General features: G+C 58.1%; 19 protein-coding genes. 13 read left to right on the forward strand and 6 right to left on the reverse strand.

Features of this window, described 5'->3' with window-relative positions; all coding sequences use genetic code 11:
- The first annotated feature begins 42 nt into the window (after window positions 1–42).
- The 4 genes from WX88_RS06225 (at window position 43) to WX88_RS06245 (ending at window position 3,276) form a co-directional block, all read left to right on the forward strand.
- Window positions 43–375 carry a hypothetical protein gene (locus WX88_RS06225; RefSeq protein ID WP_156175970.1) on the forward strand — a complete coding sequence of 111 codons (333 nt, stop codon included), beginning with the start codon at window positions 43–45 and terminating at the stop codon, window positions 373–375.
- A gap of 73 nt (window positions 376–448) precedes the next feature.
- Window positions 449–889 (forward strand): hypothetical protein, encoded by a 441-nt coding sequence (locus WX88_RS06230; RefSeq protein WP_046243440.1) that lies wholly within the window; start codon window positions 449–451, stop codon window positions 887–889.
- A gap of 814 nt (window positions 890–1,703) precedes the next feature.
- Complete coding sequence (locus tag WX88_RS06240) at window positions 1,704–2,309, forward strand: helix-turn-helix transcriptional regulator (RefSeq protein ID WP_046243442.1); 606 nt, start codon at window positions 1,704–1,706, stop codon at window positions 2,307–2,309.
- A 550-nt stretch (window positions 2,310–2,859) separates the two neighbouring features.
- Complete coding sequence (locus WX88_RS06245) at window positions 2,860–3,276, forward strand: hypothetical protein (protein ID WP_046243443.1); 417 nt, start codon at window positions 2,860–2,862, stop codon at window positions 3,274–3,276.
- 138 nt (window positions 3,277–3,414) lie between these two features.
- Here the strand turns inward: WX88_RS06245 and WX88_RS06250 are convergent, their stop codons facing one another.
- The 5 genes from WX88_RS06250 to tssD all read right to left on the reverse strand — a co-directional run bounded on the left by WX88_RS06250 (window position 3,415) and on the right by tssD (window position 6,033).
- A complete protein-coding gene (locus tag WX88_RS06250) occupies window positions 3,415–3,879 on the reverse strand; it encodes an Imm30 family immunity protein (RefSeq protein ID WP_052732400.1) in 465 nt (154 codons plus the stop codon).
- Window positions 3,880–3,908: 29 nt separating this feature from the next.
- Window positions 3,909–4,274: a hypothetical protein gene (locus tag WX88_RS06255; RefSeq protein ID WP_046243444.1), complete on the reverse strand. Its 366-nt coding sequence runs from the start codon at window positions 4,272–4,274 to the stop codon at window positions 3,909–3,911.
- 138 nt (window positions 4,275–4,412) lie between these two features.
- A complete protein-coding gene (locus tag WX88_RS06260) occupies window positions 4,413–4,778 on the reverse strand; it encodes a hypothetical protein (protein ID WP_046243445.1) in 366 nt (121 codons plus the stop codon).
- Window positions 4,779–4,782: 4 nt separating this feature from the next.
- Entirely contained in the window at window positions 4,783–5,874 is a 1,092-nt protein-coding gene (locus tag WX88_RS06265; protein WP_046243446.1) for a hypothetical protein, read from the reverse strand.
- Between the two features lie 9 nt (window positions 5,875–5,883).
- On the reverse strand, window positions 5,884–6,033 hold the full coding sequence (gene tssD / locus WX88_RS29870) for a type VI secretion system tube protein TssD (RefSeq protein ID WP_156175972.1): 150 nt from the start codon (window positions 6,031–6,033) through the stop codon (window positions 5,884–5,886).
- Between the two features lie 98 nt (window positions 6,034–6,131).
- Here tssD and WX88_RS06270 point away from each other — a divergent pair, with 98 nt between their 5' ends.
- The 9 genes from WX88_RS06270 (at window position 6,132) to WX88_RS06310 (ending at window position 17,498) form a co-directional block, all read left to right on the forward strand.
- Window positions 6,132–6,491: a hypothetical protein gene (locus WX88_RS06270; RefSeq protein WP_046243447.1), complete on the forward strand. Its 360-nt coding sequence runs from the start codon at window positions 6,132–6,134 to the stop codon at window positions 6,489–6,491.
- A gap of 39 nt (window positions 6,492–6,530) precedes the next feature.
- The gene (locus tag WX88_RS06275) at window positions 6,531–9,272 is read left to right on the forward strand and encodes a PAS domain S-box protein (RefSeq protein WP_046243448.1); all 2,742 of its coding nucleotides are present in this window, start codon (window positions 6,531–6,533) and stop codon (window positions 9,270–9,272) included.
- A gap of 464 nt (window positions 9,273–9,736) precedes the next feature.
- Window positions 9,737–10,846 (forward strand): cytochrome-c peroxidase, encoded by a 1,110-nt coding sequence (locus WX88_RS06280; protein WP_197076691.1) that lies wholly within the window; start codon window positions 9,737–9,739, stop codon window positions 10,844–10,846.
- Between the two features lie 184 nt (window positions 10,847–11,030).
- Window positions 11,031–11,276: a heavy metal-binding domain-containing protein gene (locus WX88_RS06285; protein WP_046243450.1), complete on the forward strand. Its 246-nt coding sequence runs from the start codon at window positions 11,031–11,033 to the stop codon at window positions 11,274–11,276.
- A 164-nt stretch (window positions 11,277–11,440) separates the two neighbouring features.
- Complete coding sequence (locus tag WX88_RS06290; RefSeq protein ID WP_046243451.1) at window positions 11,441–11,656, forward strand: heavy-metal-associated domain-containing protein; 216 nt, start codon at window positions 11,441–11,443, stop codon at window positions 11,654–11,656.
- A gap of 484 nt (window positions 11,657–12,140) precedes the next feature.
- Window positions 12,141–13,322: a galactokinase gene (galK, locus tag WX88_RS06295; protein WP_046243452.1), complete on the forward strand. Its 1,182-nt coding sequence runs from the start codon at window positions 12,141–12,143 to the stop codon at window positions 13,320–13,322.
- Between the two features lie 142 nt (window positions 13,323–13,464).
- Window positions 13,465–14,514 carry a UDP-glucose--hexose-1-phosphate uridylyltransferase gene (locus WX88_RS06300; protein WP_046243453.1) on the forward strand — a complete coding sequence of 350 codons (1,050 nt, stop codon included), beginning with the start codon at window positions 13,465–13,467 and terminating at the stop codon, window positions 14,512–14,514.
- Between the two features lie 275 nt (window positions 14,515–14,789).
- Complete coding sequence (locus WX88_RS06305; RefSeq protein ID WP_046243561.1) at window positions 14,790–15,512, forward strand: 3'-5' exonuclease; 723 nt, start codon at window positions 14,790–14,792, stop codon at window positions 15,510–15,512.
- A gap of 75 nt (window positions 15,513–15,587) precedes the next feature.
- Complete coding sequence (locus WX88_RS06310; protein WP_046243454.1) at window positions 15,588–17,498, forward strand: DUF294 nucleotidyltransferase-like domain-containing protein; 1,911 nt, start codon at window positions 15,588–15,590, stop codon at window positions 17,496–17,498.
- 46 nt (window positions 17,499–17,544) lie between these two features.
- Here the strand turns inward: WX88_RS06310 and WX88_RS06315 are convergent, their stop codons facing one another.
- Entirely contained in the window at window positions 17,545–18,030 is a 486-nt protein-coding gene (locus WX88_RS06315; protein ID WP_046243455.1) for a DUF4174 domain-containing protein, read from the reverse strand.
- Between the last annotated feature and the right edge of the window lie 65 nt (window positions 18,031–18,095).

The following is an 18,095-nucleotide window of genomic DNA, read 5'->3' on the forward strand; positions in this document are numbered from 1 at the left end:
CGGAAATCCGAAAAACCGAAAGAGCAAGGGCATCACCTTGCCATGAATGATGAGCCGCCGTTGCTGTCTGACCGGGAGGCGCTCATCAAGGATGTGAGCGACCTGATAGTGCTCTATCACGATAATGACTCCGCCGCTGCCGCCGACTCCGCAAGCCTCGCACGAGGAAGTTCGGGTGGCAAAGGCGGCATCAAGGGCCGCCGAGCTTACATTCCCCGGGCAGTGATGCGCGCTGAGCTTAACCGCCTGCGCGACTCTTTGCTGGCGACTGGTCCCGCAGACTTTAGCGATACGCTTCGCATCAGGAGGAAGCCCGTAGGCAAAAGCACTCCATCGGGTTTTTTACCCCCCGTCAAACCTAAAAACCTATTCTAAATCGGCTATTATTCAGGCTTACGTTTGTCAATGAGCCCGAACTCCGATTCTTCCACATTTTACGGCCTGCCGCATGATGACAAGAAATTCCGCCGGCTTAAGCTGGCGCCTTACCATTGCCCTTGGGCTGAGCCTGCTAGGCTTGACTGGCTGCTACGACCGGGATACGCCCGCAAAGCCACATCAGGTATATCACTTCGTTACCAAAGAGGAGGAACCCGTTCTTTCCCGTCGGGAAACAACCATTAAGGACGTCGCTATGCTAATACGCGAGTATCGGTTTGATGAGGAGGAGGCGCGAGTCCATCCCGAATATTTCGATAAGGGTTCCGGCGGTTACACCAATGGCTATGGCCGTCATTACAAGATACTCCGCCCTCGAAAAGCATGGCGTGCCGAACTTAATCGGCTGCGCGACTCCCTTCTCGCCACCGGCCCCGCTGATTTTAGGGATACGCTTCTTGTGCTAAAGGGCACGGGAGCCCCCAGTATTCCAAGCCCAGGTAATAAATAGTTTCTACCAAACTACAATCATTCTCCATCTTCGACTCCTCTACAAAAGTTCGTGGCATCATCATGAACGAAGTCCGGATTTTCATCCCAACGCCTATCTATTACCCCGATATTTGTGTCACGGCCCAATTTCCGCTCGACCCCCAAAACCGGGTTGTTCTATGACGATGAAACCAAAATCCGGTGTGATGTTTTCCCGTATGGTTTTAAGTTGTTCGACGGGTTCGACGCTCCCGCAGATAGGGTAATAAAAAACATAAAGCCCGGCAACGAGAGCTTTACTTTCCGCGAAACAGTCACAATTCGTGCGGGCGATGCTAAAGCCACAGTGGGAGCCCACGGGGTGGAAACAGACTTCTCCCTTCCCACCTTTACTTTCTTACTGCGCGTCTGGGGAGAAATATATTATACAGGGTACAAGTGGGGGCGGTATGAAAATATTGGGTAGATGCTTCTGTCTTAGCTAACGCCCATCCAACGGTAACAACGTCATTACAATGAAGAAGCGCCTGGTGTCCCGCACGCCAGGCGCTTCTTCATTGTAATGACCTGACAAGCCGGTACCCGGGGCACTCCCGGACCTTACCGGCTCTACCTTGCTCTTCCTGACCGATGCCTAGCCGGGTAACGAGCCATAAAATAATAATTAGCTCGTTACCGACTCGGTAGCGAGTTAATTATTATTTTATGGCTCGTTACCGTATAGGTAGCGAGTTAATTATTATTTTATAACTCGTTACTCATGTGGTAACGAGTTTATTTATTTTTCATAACTTGACACCCCCGAGCGCACCAGCGCTTCGCGGCTCCCTGCTATGGCCCGACCTAGTTCTCCGCATGCCCCGGTTACCCTGGCGGGCACCGTGCGCGCCCACTTTGGCCTCACCCAAGCCGAGCTGGCCCGCTTCATGGGCGTGAGCCGGGCGCTGGTGGCCGCTGTGGAGGCCGGTCACAAAAACTTCTCTGAGGGGCCGCGCCATCGCTTGTGGGTGCTGGCCCGGGCTCTGCCCCCGCCCGATGGGCAGGGGCCACCCGTCCCGGTCTTTGCTGCGGAGGGGCCCGACGGCCCCCTCGACCCGGACCCGCTGCGGGTCCGGCTGCGGCGCTGTCAGTATCTGTTGGCCCGGACCCGTTTCGAGCTGAGCCAGCGCGGGGGCTGGTCGCGGGGGCACGCCCGCCGCGAGTGGGCCGTGGCGGCGTTGCGCACCGCCCTGCTGGAGCCCCCAAACCCCGACGAACGGCTGACCTACCCCGGCGCCACCCCCGACCCCGTGGCCGACCGGCACTGGCTCGATGCCCTCGCGCTGGCCACGGCGGCGGCTCCCGTGCCCCTCACGGCCACCACCCGGGCCCTGCGGCAGGCCCGCCTGCGCGGCCTCGAAGCCGAAAGTGCGGCCCTCGAAGCCCTGCTGGCGGAGTAGGTCTGCGCCGTGATTCGGGGCCGGGCGGCCCTCCTCCGAATGGCGGCCCCTCATCGTCGCTCTGCTAGTTCCAGCGGATGCTGGGTGCCCTGGCTCTGGCTAGGGTCTTCTAATAGTTCAATAACCTCGTCAATACTTAGCGTGCCTCTCACGTATTCGTCCAGGAGGTGCCGCTCGTAAGGGGAAGGAGCTAAAGATGTATTTTCGGTTATTTCAAGGGCCCAGGTTACGGCTCTGCTTCGGGTTTGTTGATTTTCCATATCGCAAAGCTCTCTGTTTTTGGGTGCTTAGGTAATCAAATGAAAGTACCATTTTTTTGGGGGGGGTAAATACGGATTCGTATTTCGTAGTTAGTACGGAGGCTGCTGTCGGGGCGGGCTACTGAATTTTTGCCTCATGGGGCATCCCGCCCAGCGGGCTATGTTGTGTTGAGTATGATATATAAAGAAATAAAATTATTTTTTATAATGCTAGTATCTTAAACTGGCAAACCCGTGTAGCTTTGAGGCCGAACTTTAACCCCAACCCTAACCCAAGTAAGCCCCACATTATGGTTTATTCACTCTCCCTCCTCCGCACCTTCGCCCAGTGCGATGCCGTACTCGCCTTTGCCGCCGACAAGCTTGGGGTACTCACCTTCCGCAACACCGAAAGCACCTACCGCGTGGGCAATACCAGCGACACCGCTAAGGACCTGAGCGACGAACTTCAGGGCCTCAATATCTACATCAACGCCATTACGCCCGTGGTGACTACCCTGGCCCCGGGGAAGGAGCAGGATAACCTGGCCAATGAGCTGCGCCAGAAAACCGACCGGCGCGACGAGCTGGTGGCCCGTCAGGGCAAAGTCGGCCCCGAAAAGCTGGTGAGCCGCGAGCTGGAGCAGGCCCTGCTCGACCCGCAAATTCCCATCGTGCAAGATTTTATTGCTCAAGTAACGGCCCACCGCGGCACCCTGACGGCGTAGGTCGCAAGCTCAGGATTAGCGCCGCCAACTCCTAAGAAAAAGAGTCCCCAAAGCGCGGCCCCGACAAATCGGGGCCGCGCTTTGGGGACTCTTTTTGCTTGCGCCTTCGAGGGCTTGCTAGCCGCCGCTGAAATGCTATTAGGCTAGTACTTCGCTCACTTTAGTAGCAAATCGCTCAGAATCTTCCGCTGCGAGTTTGCGTAGCACATCAACTACTGGCTCCCGAACAGCGGGGGGACTGGCAGCTAGTTCGTTGGCCAAAGCTTGCCGCGCTTGGTCTTGGTTTAGAACTCGGGCCAGCATCGTGGTCAACCACTCGGCCGCGTGGGGTAGCATGGCCGGAGCGCCTTGTAGAAAGTAGCGAAGTTGTTCTGCACGGCTGCTAAAACGGTCGTAGCTCTCGATAAGGTGGATTAGACCCCACATAACTTCACTGTGGTCAGTGTCGTCATCAAATCCTTGGCAGAGTGCGGGGATATTAGTTATGTCCTCGTCTTCCGCAATTTGGTCTAAAACCTCTTCGAAAATAGTGAGTTGTTCGTCGGCTTCCATACGGCGATTGTCGCGCAGTTGCTGGATGGCCAGCTCGACGGAAGTGTTCATACTAGTAGAAGAAATACTAATGGTATAGGTTAAGCAAATTCGTTTATGACCTCTTCCATAACAGTTTGTTCCGTTACATCCAACGAATTAGAGTAATCGTCATTGTATAAAACGATACCATCTTTTACTGGAAACTGTGAATAAGCCCATAGAGCAAATTCAGCGCCTAACGTTAGCGTAGAAAATTCTATCACGATAGTATTACCATCACTATTCATGCTTCCAGTTAGGAAGTCTTGGTTTTGCTTGATAGTCCATTCTAATGAGAAGGAGATGTTAGAGTCGTTTATTTTTTCGGTTACGGCCCCGTCCCAACGAGATAACAACGCTGCTTGAAAAGCTTCTTCGTTTATTCTCCAGTTAGGCTCTTGCGAAGGAGAGATGAAAAGACTCATTTCTTATACAAAGGCCAAGTGCCCGCTCACCTGGCGGAAGGTATCGAGCTTGAGGCCAGGCTGGAGGTCCTATCTGGTTATTTATTCCGTGATTGCCACCTATGTATCTAGTTCTCGCCTAAGTAAGCTGCTTTCCTTTCATTCATCCATTTTTGCTGAATGAATGACTAATCTATCGGCCTTTTCTTGTGCTATCTCAAACGAGACATTTTTCCTTAAAACTTTTACTATTATATCACTAATATCTTCTGCCATGTCTTCGTCCGTTTCCACTCCGGATAAGTAATCTTCGTTGATTGACAGCATGTAGTTATACTGGTCTTCGTAATCATAGGAGTTCTGTTCTAGTTTTAGTTTAAACCCCAAAACGGACAATACGGAGTACGTACCACCAAGTACGTTGGCGCTATCCCGTTGCATGGTGGATGAAGCCCCAAGCACCTGGAACACTATCTGAGTAACTTCTTGAAGCTCGCCTGGAAGAGAGAAGAATAAATTAGCCATGTTTTTATTTGAAAAAGATTACGTCTTTGTCAGTGAAAGTTCTGGGCTTAAAAACGCCTGGTGATATTTCTCTACCTAACTTTTGGGTCCATTTCTTGGACCATTGTTTTAAAGCTGGATAACGTTTAGCTATCTTATCCGGATGAATAAAGCCAGGGATAGATTTGCTATCGGTTAAATCAATGTCATCTGATAATTCAATAAACACATCCACGTCGCTCGGGTTGAGCCCATTTTGTGCTTTTGTTCTAAAGCTTCCCCCCTTGCTAGACAACCCAGTTACAGAGCTTCCGCGTACTCCAATACTTTTATAGGCTAAGCTAGATTCTTTTAAGGCTGCTTTAAGGTCTTCTCCGGCTTGAACAAACTCCTCGGAATTTGGAAATCCGAAAGGAACCTTTGCTACCAAATCACTAAACTTCTGCACGTGGATGCCCTTAACCTTGGCCAATAGTGCAATCATTTCCGCCTCCTCATCAGGCGTAAGGCTGCGCCGTTCGTGTTCCAGCTCCAGCTCAGAAAGGCGCAGTTGGTCGCGGTCGGGCAGTGGAATCGGGTGGTTCTTGTTGAAATCCTTTTCCGGCGCATAGCCCGGCGCGTCCACGTCATTAGCCGGCGTGAGCAAAATACCAGCCGTAAGCGAAGCTGCCCGCGCCACTGCCTCCGCGCTCACCCCCAGTAGCTCGGTGCCCAACTCCCCGGTTGGGGTGATGACTTTCTTCACGAGCCCGCCGGCCAGCTGCTCGGCCTTGAGCAGGCTTTCGCGCACGACGACTCCAAGGCCAGCCCAAGGTAGTGGGTCCGGTGGTTTGGTCAGGGCGCGGAAGCTGGTGGCTGGGTCGGTCCGCCAGGGGATGACGCTGTAGGCGGCCACCCGCTGCCCCTGCACCTCCACCGTGGCGGCCGAGAAGTGCAGCGTCGTGATTAGGGCGGCTTGCTTATGCTGGCCGCGCGCCTCCAAACGACAGTCGTAGTACACCAGCGCCGCGTTGTAGAAGGTGTAGCGCTTGGCCGTCTGCCCCGTGCCGTGAAAGAAGACGAGATGGCCGCTCACCCGCCGGAAGGGGTCGAGCTTTAACTCAGGCCAGATAGACAAGCAGGCGGCTTAGCCGGTAAGCACCACTTCCAGCAAGCCATTATGCACGGTCGAGCTGGGCTGGCCTTTGTAGTCAGTGGCCTGGTGGAAGGAGAACGAGGCGCTGGCGCAGGGCACTTGGCGACCTAGAACCTGAAGTTCGGCGTGAAGAATAGGCACAGTGGGTAGAACTGATTAGGCCGCGAAGATAGGCCCGGCCTTGTCAGAGAGTATATTAAATTATTAGGGTACCCGGCTTCTTGCTAAGCAGCTTCACCATGTCCCAACCCGATAACCTGGCCAATGAGCTGCGCCAGAAAACTGACCGGCGCGATGAGCTGGTGGCCCGTCAGGGCAAAGTGGGCCCCGAGAAGCTGGTGGGCCGCGAGCTGGAGCAGGCCCTGCTCGACCCGCAAATTCCCATCGTGCAAGATTTCGTTGCCCAGGTCACGGCCCACCGCGGCACCCTGACGGGCCTAGGCTGCAAGCTCAGGATTAACAGCGCTAACCCCCAAGAAGCAGAGCCTCCAAAGTGCCGTCTTGGTTTGCCATGGTGGCACTTTGGAGGCTCTGCTTCCTATAGTGTTTCCAAAGGTAATTCGCTGGTAAGGTTAGATTTACCTGGTCGCAAGCGGTAACTTGCCGTACTGCTACTCTCTGCTTGCCTTCTACTCAATATGCCATCCGACGATTTTATCCCAGGCTCTCGGGCTGACCTGCACGAGGCCATGCTGGAACTGCGTGCCCGCGCCGAAAAGCGCCGCCTCCTGGTGACGCATGCCACCGAGCACCAGTCGCCGGAAGAAACCCAGCGCCTGATACAGGAGTTGCAGGTACACCAGATTGAGCTGGAGATGCAGTACGAAGAGCTGTTGCTGGCCCAGGCCGAAGCCCAGCTGGCCCGCGACCAGTACATCGACCTCTACGATTTTGCCCCGGTAGGCTACTTCACCCTCACCGAAATCGGCCTGATAGCGCAGCTCAACCTTTGCGGCAGCCGGCAGCTGGGCAGCGTTCGGCAGCTCCTGATGGGGCGGCGGTTTGCCCTGTTCGTGGCCCCGACCAACCGGATGGAGTTTGGACAGTTTCTGGCCCGCGTATTCAGCACCGACATCACCCAGAGCTGCGAGCTGATGCTCCAGCGCCAGGATGGCAGCCCCTTCTACGCCCAGCTCGAAGGCCTGCGCGTGGACGCCACCACCGCTGGCCCCGCCGGAATCCAGCACTGCCGCCTGGCCGTGATTGATAGTACCGTGCGGCGCCAAGTGACTGATGCCCTGGCTGCCAGCGAAACCCGCTTTCGCAAGCTCTTCGCCGAAAGCCACGACGCCGTGGTGCTCCTGCAAGGGCACACTTATGTAGACTGCAATGCCGCTGCTCTGCGCATGATGGGCGGCTACCGCAGGGAACAGCTGGTGGGGCAGTACGCCTGGGCGTCGGCCCCGGAGTTACAGCCCGACGGCTACCGCACCGTCGATTTATTCCGCAAGTCGATTGAGCAAGCCCTGCAAACGGGCTCCATGCGCTGCGAAGCCCTGATGCACAAGCTGACGGGCGAGGAAATCTGGGTGGAAGCCGTGCTCACCCCCATCGAGGAGGAAGGCCGCTCGCCCCTAGTGCACATGCTTTGGCGCGACATCACGGCCGCCCGCTTGGCCGCCGAGCAGCTCCGCCAGAGCGAAGCGCGCTTGACCATGGCCCTGGAGGCATCGGAAACCGGCATCTTCACCTGGGACATTCTCCGGCAGGAAGTGCAGTGGGACGAGCGCGCCCAGGCGGCCTTTGGCTACGTTTACAACCCGGCCCCCGTGCCGGTGAAAGTGCCGGGCCAGCGGGTGCATCCCGACGATGCAGCCCGGGTGGCCGTGGCTATGCGGCATGCTCTGAACACGTTGAAACCATTCGTGCTCGATTTCCGGGTGGTGTGGCCCGATGGGTCGGAGCACCACGTATCGGTGGCGGGCCGGGTTCTGACCGATGCGCACGGGCCGGCGCGGCGCTTCGTGGGCGTGCTGCGCAACGTAACCGCCCTGTACGCCGCCCAGGACGAGCTGCACTACAAAACCCTGGTGCTGGAACGCTTGCTCACCAATATGCCCATGATACTGGCCCGCATCCAGCCCGATGGCACCTACCTGGAGGCAGTAGGGGCGGGGCTTCAGGCGCTGGGCCTGGAAAACGACGCGCTGGTGGACCGCAACAGCCTGGAGGAATTCCCAGCGCTGCGCGACCCCCTACTGAAGGTGCTCAGCGGCGAGCAGAGCCGGTTTTTGGCCGAGCTAGAAGTAGCCGGTCAGTTGGTGGCGCTCCAGAACTACGGGTTTTTCGACGCGCAGCGCCAGCAGGCCGTGGTGCTGTCGGTGGACGTGACCGAAGTAGAGCAGCAGAAAAAGCAGCTGCAAGCCGAGCGCGACTTCACCCAAAGCCTGCTCGAAAACAGCGTGGATGGCATCGTGGCCTTCGACCGCGAGGGCACCATCACGGCCTGGAACAGCCAGGCCTCCCGCTATTTCGGCCACGAGCCTGCCGCCGCCCTGGGCCGGTCTATTTTCGAGGCCATCCCGAGCCTCGACTGCGACGAGGCCAAAGAGGTAGTGGGCCGGGTGCTGACCGGGGAGCACGTGCTGCTCGAAGGGCAGGCCTTCGAGCACCGCGCGGGGCAGTACGACGTGTACCACGTGCCCCTGCGCTCCCAGGGCGAGGGTGAGATAACAGGCATTCTCGTCTTGTTCCGCGACGTGACTGAGCGCAACCGCCTGGCTGAAGAAGCCACCCAGCTGCGTCTGCGCCGCCAGCAGGAGGTGCTGGCCGCCATTCTCACCACCCAGGAGATGGAGCGCCGCCGCATTGCCGAGGCCCTGCACAACGGCCTGGGCCAGCTTCTCTACGCCACCAAGCTCAGCCTCGAAACCCGCGCTACGCCCGCCACGCTGCCCCGTCAGGCCCTCAAGCTGCTGGACGAAGCCATCCGCACCACGCGGACTCTCTCCTTCGAGCTCACGCCAAGTATTCTCGAAGACTTCGGCCTGCGCACCGCCCTGGAAGAACTGGTGAAACGCATTGCCCGTGCCAAGCTGCCCGTGCGCCTGCACCTGACCAACCTGGAAAAGCGCCTGCCGCCGCCGGTTGAAATCGCGGTGTACCGCATTGTGCAGGAGCTGCTCAACAACGTGATGAAGCACGCCCGTGCCACCGAAGTAGAAGTGCACGTGGCCCGCGAAGGCAGCCATCTCGAAGTGAGCGTAGAAGACAATGGGCGCGGCTTCGACCCCGCCGCCCTGACGGCCCAGCCCCTGGCCGGCATCGGCCTGGCCGGGGTGCGCAACCGCGTAGCCCTGCTGGGCGGCGAGCTGTCAATAAACTCGCAGCTGAGCCGCGGCACCATCATCAGCTTCGAGCTGAGCTTGCTGAGTGACTGAGGGCAGGAATATTCGGTGTGGAAAAGTTGAGGGCTACCCTCAGTGGTAATGTTGGTAGGAGCGAGGGAAAGCATGCTCGGAAGTGAGCCGGGAGTGCTCCGGTACTAACAGGTATTACAGTACTCATTTAGAGACTGTTTGCGTTAGCCCGCCCGGTGTAGAGACGCCACACTTGGCGTCTCGTCGTCCGCGCCGTTCGGATATCGTCTGGGCGTTATCGTTCAACAACGAGACGCGAAGTGCCGCGTCTCTACACCCTTCTTGCAGCTTTCTGGCTGATGCAGACTGCCTCCTAAAATTAGGTAGTTATATGAAAGCCTTGTTCTACAGCGTTACTCCGCCAACCGCATTAACTTTGCCACTATCTACCCAGTGGAAAGCGGCAACTCCTGGGCACCATTGGGGCCGAAAACTATGCAGCAGCTATGTTAACCATCAAACACGTTTACGGCAATTAAATGGGTATGAAACTAGTATTGTTTGGCGCGCTGCTGCTGAGCCTAGTGGGCTGCAAGCAGGATTCGGATACCGCAGTAGCGCCCACTGACCCCAACGGCTCCGGGCCCGGGCCCACGGCCTATAACCTAAAAATTCCGGATAATTTTCCGAATCCACTCCCAGTTCCGGCCAACAACCCGCTCACGGAGGAAGGCGTGGCGCTGGGCCGCCAGCTGTTTTACGAAACGGCATTGTCGGTCAACAGCGAGGTGGCTTGTTCCTCGTGCCATCGTCAGGAGCTGGCCTTCACCGATGGGTTGGCTCGCGCCGTGGGCGTGAATGGTGCCGTGTCGCCTCGCAGCAGCATGTCGCTGGCCAACCTGCTTTGGGAGCCCAAGCTGACCTGGGACGGCGCCGTCACCACGCTGGAAAGCCAAGCCCGCATTCCCATCGAAAAGCCCGTAGAAATGCACCAGTCGCTGGCAGTGGGCGTGGCCCGCTTGCAACTGCTGCCCAAATACCCGCCGCTGTTCAACAAAGCCTTTGGCAGCAGCACCATCACCGAAGAGAATATCCTCAAAGCCCTAGCTCAGTTCGAACGCACGCTGATTTCGGGTAATTCGCGCTACGACCAGTTCCGGCGCGGCGACCGTACGGCCCTGTCGAGCTACGAGCAGCAGGGGCTGGTGCTGTTCAGCACGCACCCCACCGGCACGCTGCGCGGTGGCAACTGCAGCGACTGCCACAGCGGCGACCTGCAAACCAACCATACCTTCAGCAACAACGGTCTCGACCGGGCCTTTCTCGACCTGGGCCTGGGCGCCCTCACCGGCCAGCCCACCGACAACGGCAAGTTTCGGGTGCCCACGCTTCGCAACATCGCCCTCACGGCGCCCTACATGCACGACGGCCGCTTCTCGACCCTGGAGGAAGTAGTGAGCCACTACAACGAGCACGTGGTGCTAAACAGCCCCAATATCGACCCGCTGATGCTCAACACGACCAACGACCCACGCCAGACGAGCTTCACCCTGGACCTTACGACCGACGAAAAGGCGAAAATCGTGGCCTTCATGCGGACCCTCACCGATGACACGTTTATTAAGGACCCGCGTTTTTCTAAGCCAACGCCGTAACGCTGCCCCGCCCCGTGAAGGCAAGCCAGGGCGATAGGTGTAAGGAAGGAACGTTTTATAAGGGGACCGGCTTTCGAACCAGAGTCTACGCCGCCGGAAACGCAAGCCTCAAAACCGCGCTAAATTTGTGTAACTGACAATTGTCCGGGCTGGCCTTCGGCTGGCTTTCCCATACCACCCAATCATGCTTCTGAAGTTTCGTCTGTTCTTTCTTTCTGCCCTCGGGGCTAGCGCTTTGTGCCTGAGCGGCTGTGAAAGCGAGAAGCCGGCGGCCACCACGGCCGAATCTGCTCCGGCCGCCACTACCAAGCCCGGCACTGTGCCCGCCATAGAGGCAAGCTACGAGTGCCCAATGGGTTGCGCGGGCAGCCAGAGTGCTAAGCCGGGCAAGTGCCCCACCTGCGGCATGGAACTGGAGAAAAAGTCCTGACCGAACGGGCTGAAACGCCAAGCCCACGCCAGAATATTGGTTATTTGAGGAGGAATTCTGTGTGAACCTGCGGCGCACCGGGCCGTAATTTTATTCCACTATTCACTAGTGCCCGTGCTACAGCCGTTGCGCTATAGCTTGTGCGTTTCTCCCAAAAATCAGCCATGTCAACCCTCCGTTTCAAAACCACCATCAACTGCGCTAACTGCGTGCGGGCCGTCACTCCTTCTCTAAACCAGGAGGTAGGCGCCAGCAATTGGCAGGTCGATACCGCCAGCACCGATAAAGTGCTGACCATTACGGCGCCCTCTGCCACGGCAGCACAAATTGTGCTCGCCGTGACGGAAGCCGGATTCGAGATTCAGCCCCTTGCAACGTAGCTTCAGGGTGGTAGACTCGCTCCTTTTTAACCCACGTTGCGGAGTAGTTTTAATAGGGATGACCCCCGTTGAAACTACTCCGTAACTTGTTTTTAGAGTGTTTTTGGACTGGGTGAAGCGTAGATTATACAAAGTCCACGCTTCAGGAGGCGCGGTAACACGTGCGGATTTACGAAGCTCACGCTACCGCTACACCGGCCCCAAAACTGCGCTAGTGGAGGGGAAACGGGTCCAGCTAAATGCCGCCTTTGGTGGCCGGACCGGCAATTGACTGCCAAAGCTTACGGACATCCGTATGAAAAACAGCAAAGCGCAGACTGGAAAGTAGGTCCTTGGATTTAAATGCAAACGTTCGCACAGATGATGCCATTACGTACTACTTTTCCGGTGCCAATAGCCATTATCAGCCGTTGTGGCCCCCGGCTGCGTATTCTGGGAGCCTGTTTGCCATCATTTTCCTTCGCCTCTAAGTATTCTTTCATTGATGTCTACAACACTTAGTAAAGCCGTTCACTCCGAGTTTCAACAGCTTTTTGGCTACGAGCCGCTGCTCGTGCGCGCTCCCGGCCGCGTCAACCTGATTGGCGAGCACACCGATTATAACGGCGGCTTCGTGCTGCCAGCGGCCGTCGATAAGGAGGCGGTGTTTGCCGTGGGGTTGAATGGGGGAGCGCAAATCCGGCTGCGGGCCCACGACTTAGGCGAAAGTCTGGAGTTAGCCAATGCGGCCGAAATTAGCCCCAGCGAAACCCATTGGGCCAATTACCTGCTGGGAGTGGCGGCCCAGTTTCAGCAGCGCGGGGTAGCTATTCCGGGGTTCGACTGCGTGTTTGGCGGCACCATTCCGCAGGGGGCGGGCATGTCGTCGTCGGCCGCCGTGGAGTGCGGGCTGGCTTTTGCGCTGAACCAGCTGCTCCACACCGAATTTGATAAGATGGAGCTGGCCCGCATTGCCCAAAAGGCCGAGCACACCTACGCCGGCGTGCAATGCGGCATCATGGACCAGTTTGCCAGCCTGTTTGGGCGCGATGGCCAAGTGGTGCGTCTCGATTGCCGGTCGCTCGACTATACCTACTTCCCCTTCGACACCCAGGCTGCCCGCATCGTGCTGTGCAACTCGGGTGTGAAGCATAGCCTGGCCAGCTCCGAGTACAATACCCGCCGCCAGGAATGTGAGCGCGGCGTAGCGGTGCTCCAGCAGCATTACCCCGAAGTGGCCAGCCTGCGCGACGCCACCCTGGAGCAGCTCGCAGCCCACCGCGCTGAGCTGGGCGATACCGTGTTCCGCCGCTGCACTTACGTGGTGCAGGAAAACGCCCGCGTCGACTCGGCCTGCCGTCACCTCGAGGCCGGCGACCTGACGGCTTTCGGCCAGGACATGTACGCCTCCCACGCCGGCCTGCGCGATGACTACGAGGTGAGCTGCGAAGAGCTTGATGTGCTGGTAGAAGCGGCCCAGGCGGCACCCGGCGTGTTCGGCGCCCGCATGATGGGCGGTGGTTTCGGGGGGTGCACCATCAACCTGGTGGCGCCTGAGCAGGTAGAAGGGTTTATTGCCAGCGTTAGTGCGGCCTACCAGGAGCGGTTTGGCCTGACGCTCGAAACCTACCAGACGACCATCGTGGCCGGGGTGGGCGCCGTGGGCGCAACCGTTACGCAAGGCTGATTTCTTCGGCCCGAAAGGTTGTAGAGACGTCGCATTTGGCGTCTCCTGCTAGAGCGACCAAGGCTGTGCCAGCTGGCCAAATAGTAGCAACGATTGAGACGCGAAGGGTCGCGTCTCTACACCGCCTAAATACTCGAATTCCATGTCTTCTTTCGATTCCACCGAACACCCGCACCGCCGCTTCAATGCCCTTGCCGGGGAGTGGGTGCTGGTGTCGCCGCACCGCTCCAAGCGGCCCTGGCAGGGCCAGCAGGAAGAGCCTGAAACCGACCAGCGCCCCGCTTACGACCCCAGTTGCTACCTCTGCCCCGGCAACAGCCGCGTGGGCGGTGAAGTAAACCCCAAGTACGAGTCCACGTTTGTATTCAACAACGACTTCGGCGCCCTGCAAGCCGATGTACCCACCGGTGGCATCAACGAAGGTGGGTTGCTGCGGGCCGAAGCGGAGTCAGGCATCTGTCGCGTCATCTGCTTCTCGCCGCGCCACGACCTCACCCTGCCCCAGATGACCGTGCCCGCCATCCGCAACGTAGTGGATTTGTGGGTGGAGGAATTCCAAACGCTGGGTGCCCGGCCCGACATCAATTACGTGCAGATTTTCGAGAATAAGGGCCCGATGATGGGCTGCTCGAACCCACACCCGCACGGACAGATATGGGCCCAGCGCACCGTTCCCGGCGAGCCGGCCAAGGAAGGCGTACAACAGCTGGCTTATTTCCAGGAACACGGCCGCACGCTACTGACCGATTACCTGAAAATTGAGCTGGAAAAGAAGGACCGGGTCGTGCTCGAAAACGAGCACTTCGTGGTGCTGGTGCCATTTTGGGCCGTGTGGCCCTTCGAGACACTGGTAGTAGCGCGCCGCCCGGTGCAGGACATCACCCAGCTCACCGCCGACGAGCGCGACGCTTTGGCCGATGCCCTACGTCGCCTCACCATCCGCTACGATAACCTGTTCAACATCTCGTTCCCCTACTCCGCGGGCCTGCACCAGCGCCCGACCGATGGGCAGGAGCACCCCGAATGGCATTTGCACATGCACTTCTTCCCCCCGCTGCTGCGCTCGGCCACGGTACGGAAATTTATGGTGGGCTACGAAATGCTCGGCGACCCGCAGCGAGACGTGACCCCCGAATTCAGCGCTGACCGCCTACGCGGACTGTCGGAGGTACATTACAAGAGCGCTGAATAAACGAAAACTCCCCTCCTCAGCCGAGGAGGGGAGTTTTCGTTTATTCAGCGCGAACGGGGGTGGTTGAATCGTTGCACGATACTGAAACGATTAAGTTACGCATCATTCAACGCGCTGCAGTTGGCAAGAGAAACTATACTGTTGGTGCGTCATCTTTCAACGAGGAGACGCCAAGGGTGGCGTCTCTACATCGTGCTGGCGGGGCAGCGGTGTCTTGCTTTGTGAGATTCTTCGTAGTCTGAGTTATTTGCCCATTGACCCCGGCTGCCCGCACTGTGAGAGAGTATTTGCTATTCGTCGATACCGAAACATCGGGCATTCCGCGCGACTGGAGCCAGCCGTATTCCAGCCGGGGCAACTGGCCCCACATCGCGCAGCTGGCCTGGGTGGTGTGTACGGCCAATGGGCAGGAGGTGAAAGCCGAAAACCACTACATCCAGCCTAGCGACTACGACATGGACCCGGTTTCGGGCAGCATCCACGGCCTGACGCTGGATTTTTTGCGGGCACACGGCCAGCCCCGTCACGCCGTGATGCAGCGCCTGCAAAGCGACCTGCTGCACTACCAGCCGTTGGTAGTAGCGCACTTCATGCAGCTCGATTTCCACATGGTGGGCGTGGGCTTCCACCGCGCCGGACTGGCGAATCCGCTGGAGCAGCTGCCCACTTTCTGCACCATGCGCGCCACGGGCCAGCTGGTGCGGCGCCCCACGCAGGGCTTCTTGCGCCTCGGTGAGCTGTACCAGCGCCTGTTTCGTGAGCCCCTGCAAAAGGAGCACGACGCCTTGATTGATGCCCGCGCCACGGCCCGCTGCTACTTCGAGCTGCGCCAGCAAGGCACGATTACTGATGAAACCGTGACTCAGCAGGATGTGGTGCGCTTGTCTGGCCCCGCGCCGGTCGGGGTGCGCCGGCCTTGGCTGAAGGTGGGCGTGTCAGGGTGGCTTTGGTTTGCTGGTCTGGCGCTGGTGCTGTTGGCTTTTTTCCTGATTGCATGACGAGCTTTCTCCATGCCTGTTCTCCTCCGGCACGAATGCCTGTTAACCAAATAACAGGCAACTAACAACGAACCAATGAACGAACGACTCGACTTTCTGCGCACCGTGAAACCCTTCGACCTGCTGCCCGAGGAGGTGCTGGCCGAGGTGGCTGAGGGCCTGGTGGAGGTGCACCACCCCCGCGAGGCTATTATTTACTACCAGGACGTGACCAAGCTGCGGGGAATCGACATCATCGTGGAGGGGGAGTACGAAACGTTTTTTTACGACAGCCAGCAGAACCGGCGCGTGATTGAGCACAGCCGCCGAGGCGAGTGCTACGGCGGTATCTCAGTGCTGCTCAATAAGAAAAGGTCGCTCCGTACGGTGCTGACCAAGCGCGATACCCGGGTTTATTTCCTGCATCGGCGCGAGTTTCGGTCGCTGTGTCAGGCGTATGAGACGTTCTTTCACTTCTTCACGATGCGCTACGGCCAGCGCATGCTGAATGAGGAATACGCCCACTTTGTGCGCCCGGCCAGCAGCGCCGGCGAAAACTACCTGGCTTCTGACCAGCTCTTTTCGCGCCGCATCGAAACTCTGGAACTGCGCCCCGTGATGGCCTGCCCCGCCAGCACGCCCATTTACGAAGTGGCCCGCCGCATGGCGGCCGCCCGCACCAGCTGCTACTTCATCAACGACGATAGTCACGGCCTCATCACCGGCTTCGTGACGGATATTACCCTGCGCGACAAGGTGGTGGCCAACCTTGCCGATGTTCAGCAGCCGGTCGGGACGATTATGGATGCGCCGGTGGTGAGCATCAGCACCAAGGCGTTTGTGCATGAGGCTATTTTGCTGATGTTTCGGACTAAAACCCGCTACTTGCTGGTAGAAGCCGATGGCGTATATGTGGGCTCTCTCAGCCGCAACAAGCTGCTCACCGACGACCAGGCCCAGTCACCGTTCATCTTCATTCAGTCGGTGAAGCAAGCCCAGGCCGTGCCCGAGCTGAAGCGTCGCTGGGAGCAGGTGCCCGAGATGGTGTACCAGCTGCTGAACCGCGGCGTGAAGCCCGAAATCGTGAACCAAGTCATCACCACCGTTTCCGACACCATCGCCCTGAAAGTGATTGAGGATACAATTGGCGAGCTGGGGCCGCCGCCGGCCAAGTTCGTATACATGGTGCTGGGCAGCGAGGGCCGCAAGGAGCAAACTCTACTCACCGATCAGGACAACGCCATTATCTACGAAGACAAAGCCAACGAGCAGCGCGAGCTGGTGCGCGCCTATTTCCTGCACTTCGCCGAAATCGTGTCGGACCGTCTCAACGAAATTGGGTTCAGCTACTGCGAAGGCGGTTTCATGGCTAAAAACCATCAGTGGACGCACTCGCTCTCGCACTGGAAGCGCAACTACGTGCAGTGGATGACCGATTCGAACCCCGAAACCGGCATGCAGTTCGCTGCTTCATTCGACTGCCGTTACCTCTACGGCGACCCTACCATTATGGACGAGCTACACGCCTTTCTGGACGTGGAGCTGCAAAAGCCGGTCGACCGCTTTTTCCACTACATGGCCGTGAATGCCTTGCAATACGAGCCACCGCTCACGTTTTTCCGCAATATCCGCACCTTCACCATGGGCAGCCAGCAGGTGTTCAACCTGAAAAAAACCATGTCGCCCATCGTGGACCTGGTGCGGATGTACGCCCTCAAGCACCGCATTTTTGCCACCAATACCGGTGAGCGCCTGGAGGCGCTCAAGGCCCAGGGCATATTCACGGAGCGTGAGGCCCAGGAGCTGCTGCAATCCTATTACTACCTCATGGGCGTACGCCTGAAAAAGCAGGCCGTGCAGATTATCAGCGATAAAGTGGTACCGGATAATTACCTGGACCCCAAAACCCTGACTAAGGTGGAACAGGTGACCCTGAAGGAGATTTTCAAGGTGATTTCAGACTTCCAGCTGAAGATTAAAGTAGGGTTCACGAAGTCGTTGGGGTAGCGGGATTTCACCCCTGGCCCCCTGGGGCACCGGTTCGGCGCTGGTGTCAGGCTCCCCCTTTCCGCAGGAGAGGAGGCCGGGGAGCGGGGTGAGCCGGCCGCCGCATTTCCTCACGCCGCATCGGCATCTTATCTACCGTATTAAATAACGCTTGCGGTGCAATAGGTCGGAGGCTTTTCTCTTTCACTCCACCGTCTTTGCCGATGAGTACGGCGGCAAAGCTTGGGAGGCGGATGCCAATTTTCTGCACCAGAAATTCCTTGTCGGCGGGGGAGAGCTTATCGTACAGAACGTCCAGAATCAGAAAATCGCGGGCAGCAAGCTCGGCCTTATTGCTGGCTAGCAGTGCCTTTTGTTGCCGGAAGTCGGGATGGTCGGTGGTGGGCGCGGCTACGAGCAACACCCGTTTCTTCCAGCGGCTGGCGCGCAGGGTTTGCTCCAGGCTTGAGGGGTGTGGTGCCTGGGCGGCGAGAAAAACGGGCGGGCCCAGTAATAGGTGCGCGGCTAGAAACAGGAAGTACGACAAGTGCATGCAGTAGTGCTGAAATGGGTTCAACGACGGGCCGTGGCGTTGCGTTTCTGCGGATTAACTGTGCC

Source organism: Hymenobacter terrenus (assembly GCF_000972495.1).
GTDB classification, from domain to species: domain Bacteria; phylum Bacteroidota; class Bacteroidia; order Cytophagales; family Hymenobacteraceae; genus Hymenobacter; species Hymenobacter terrenus.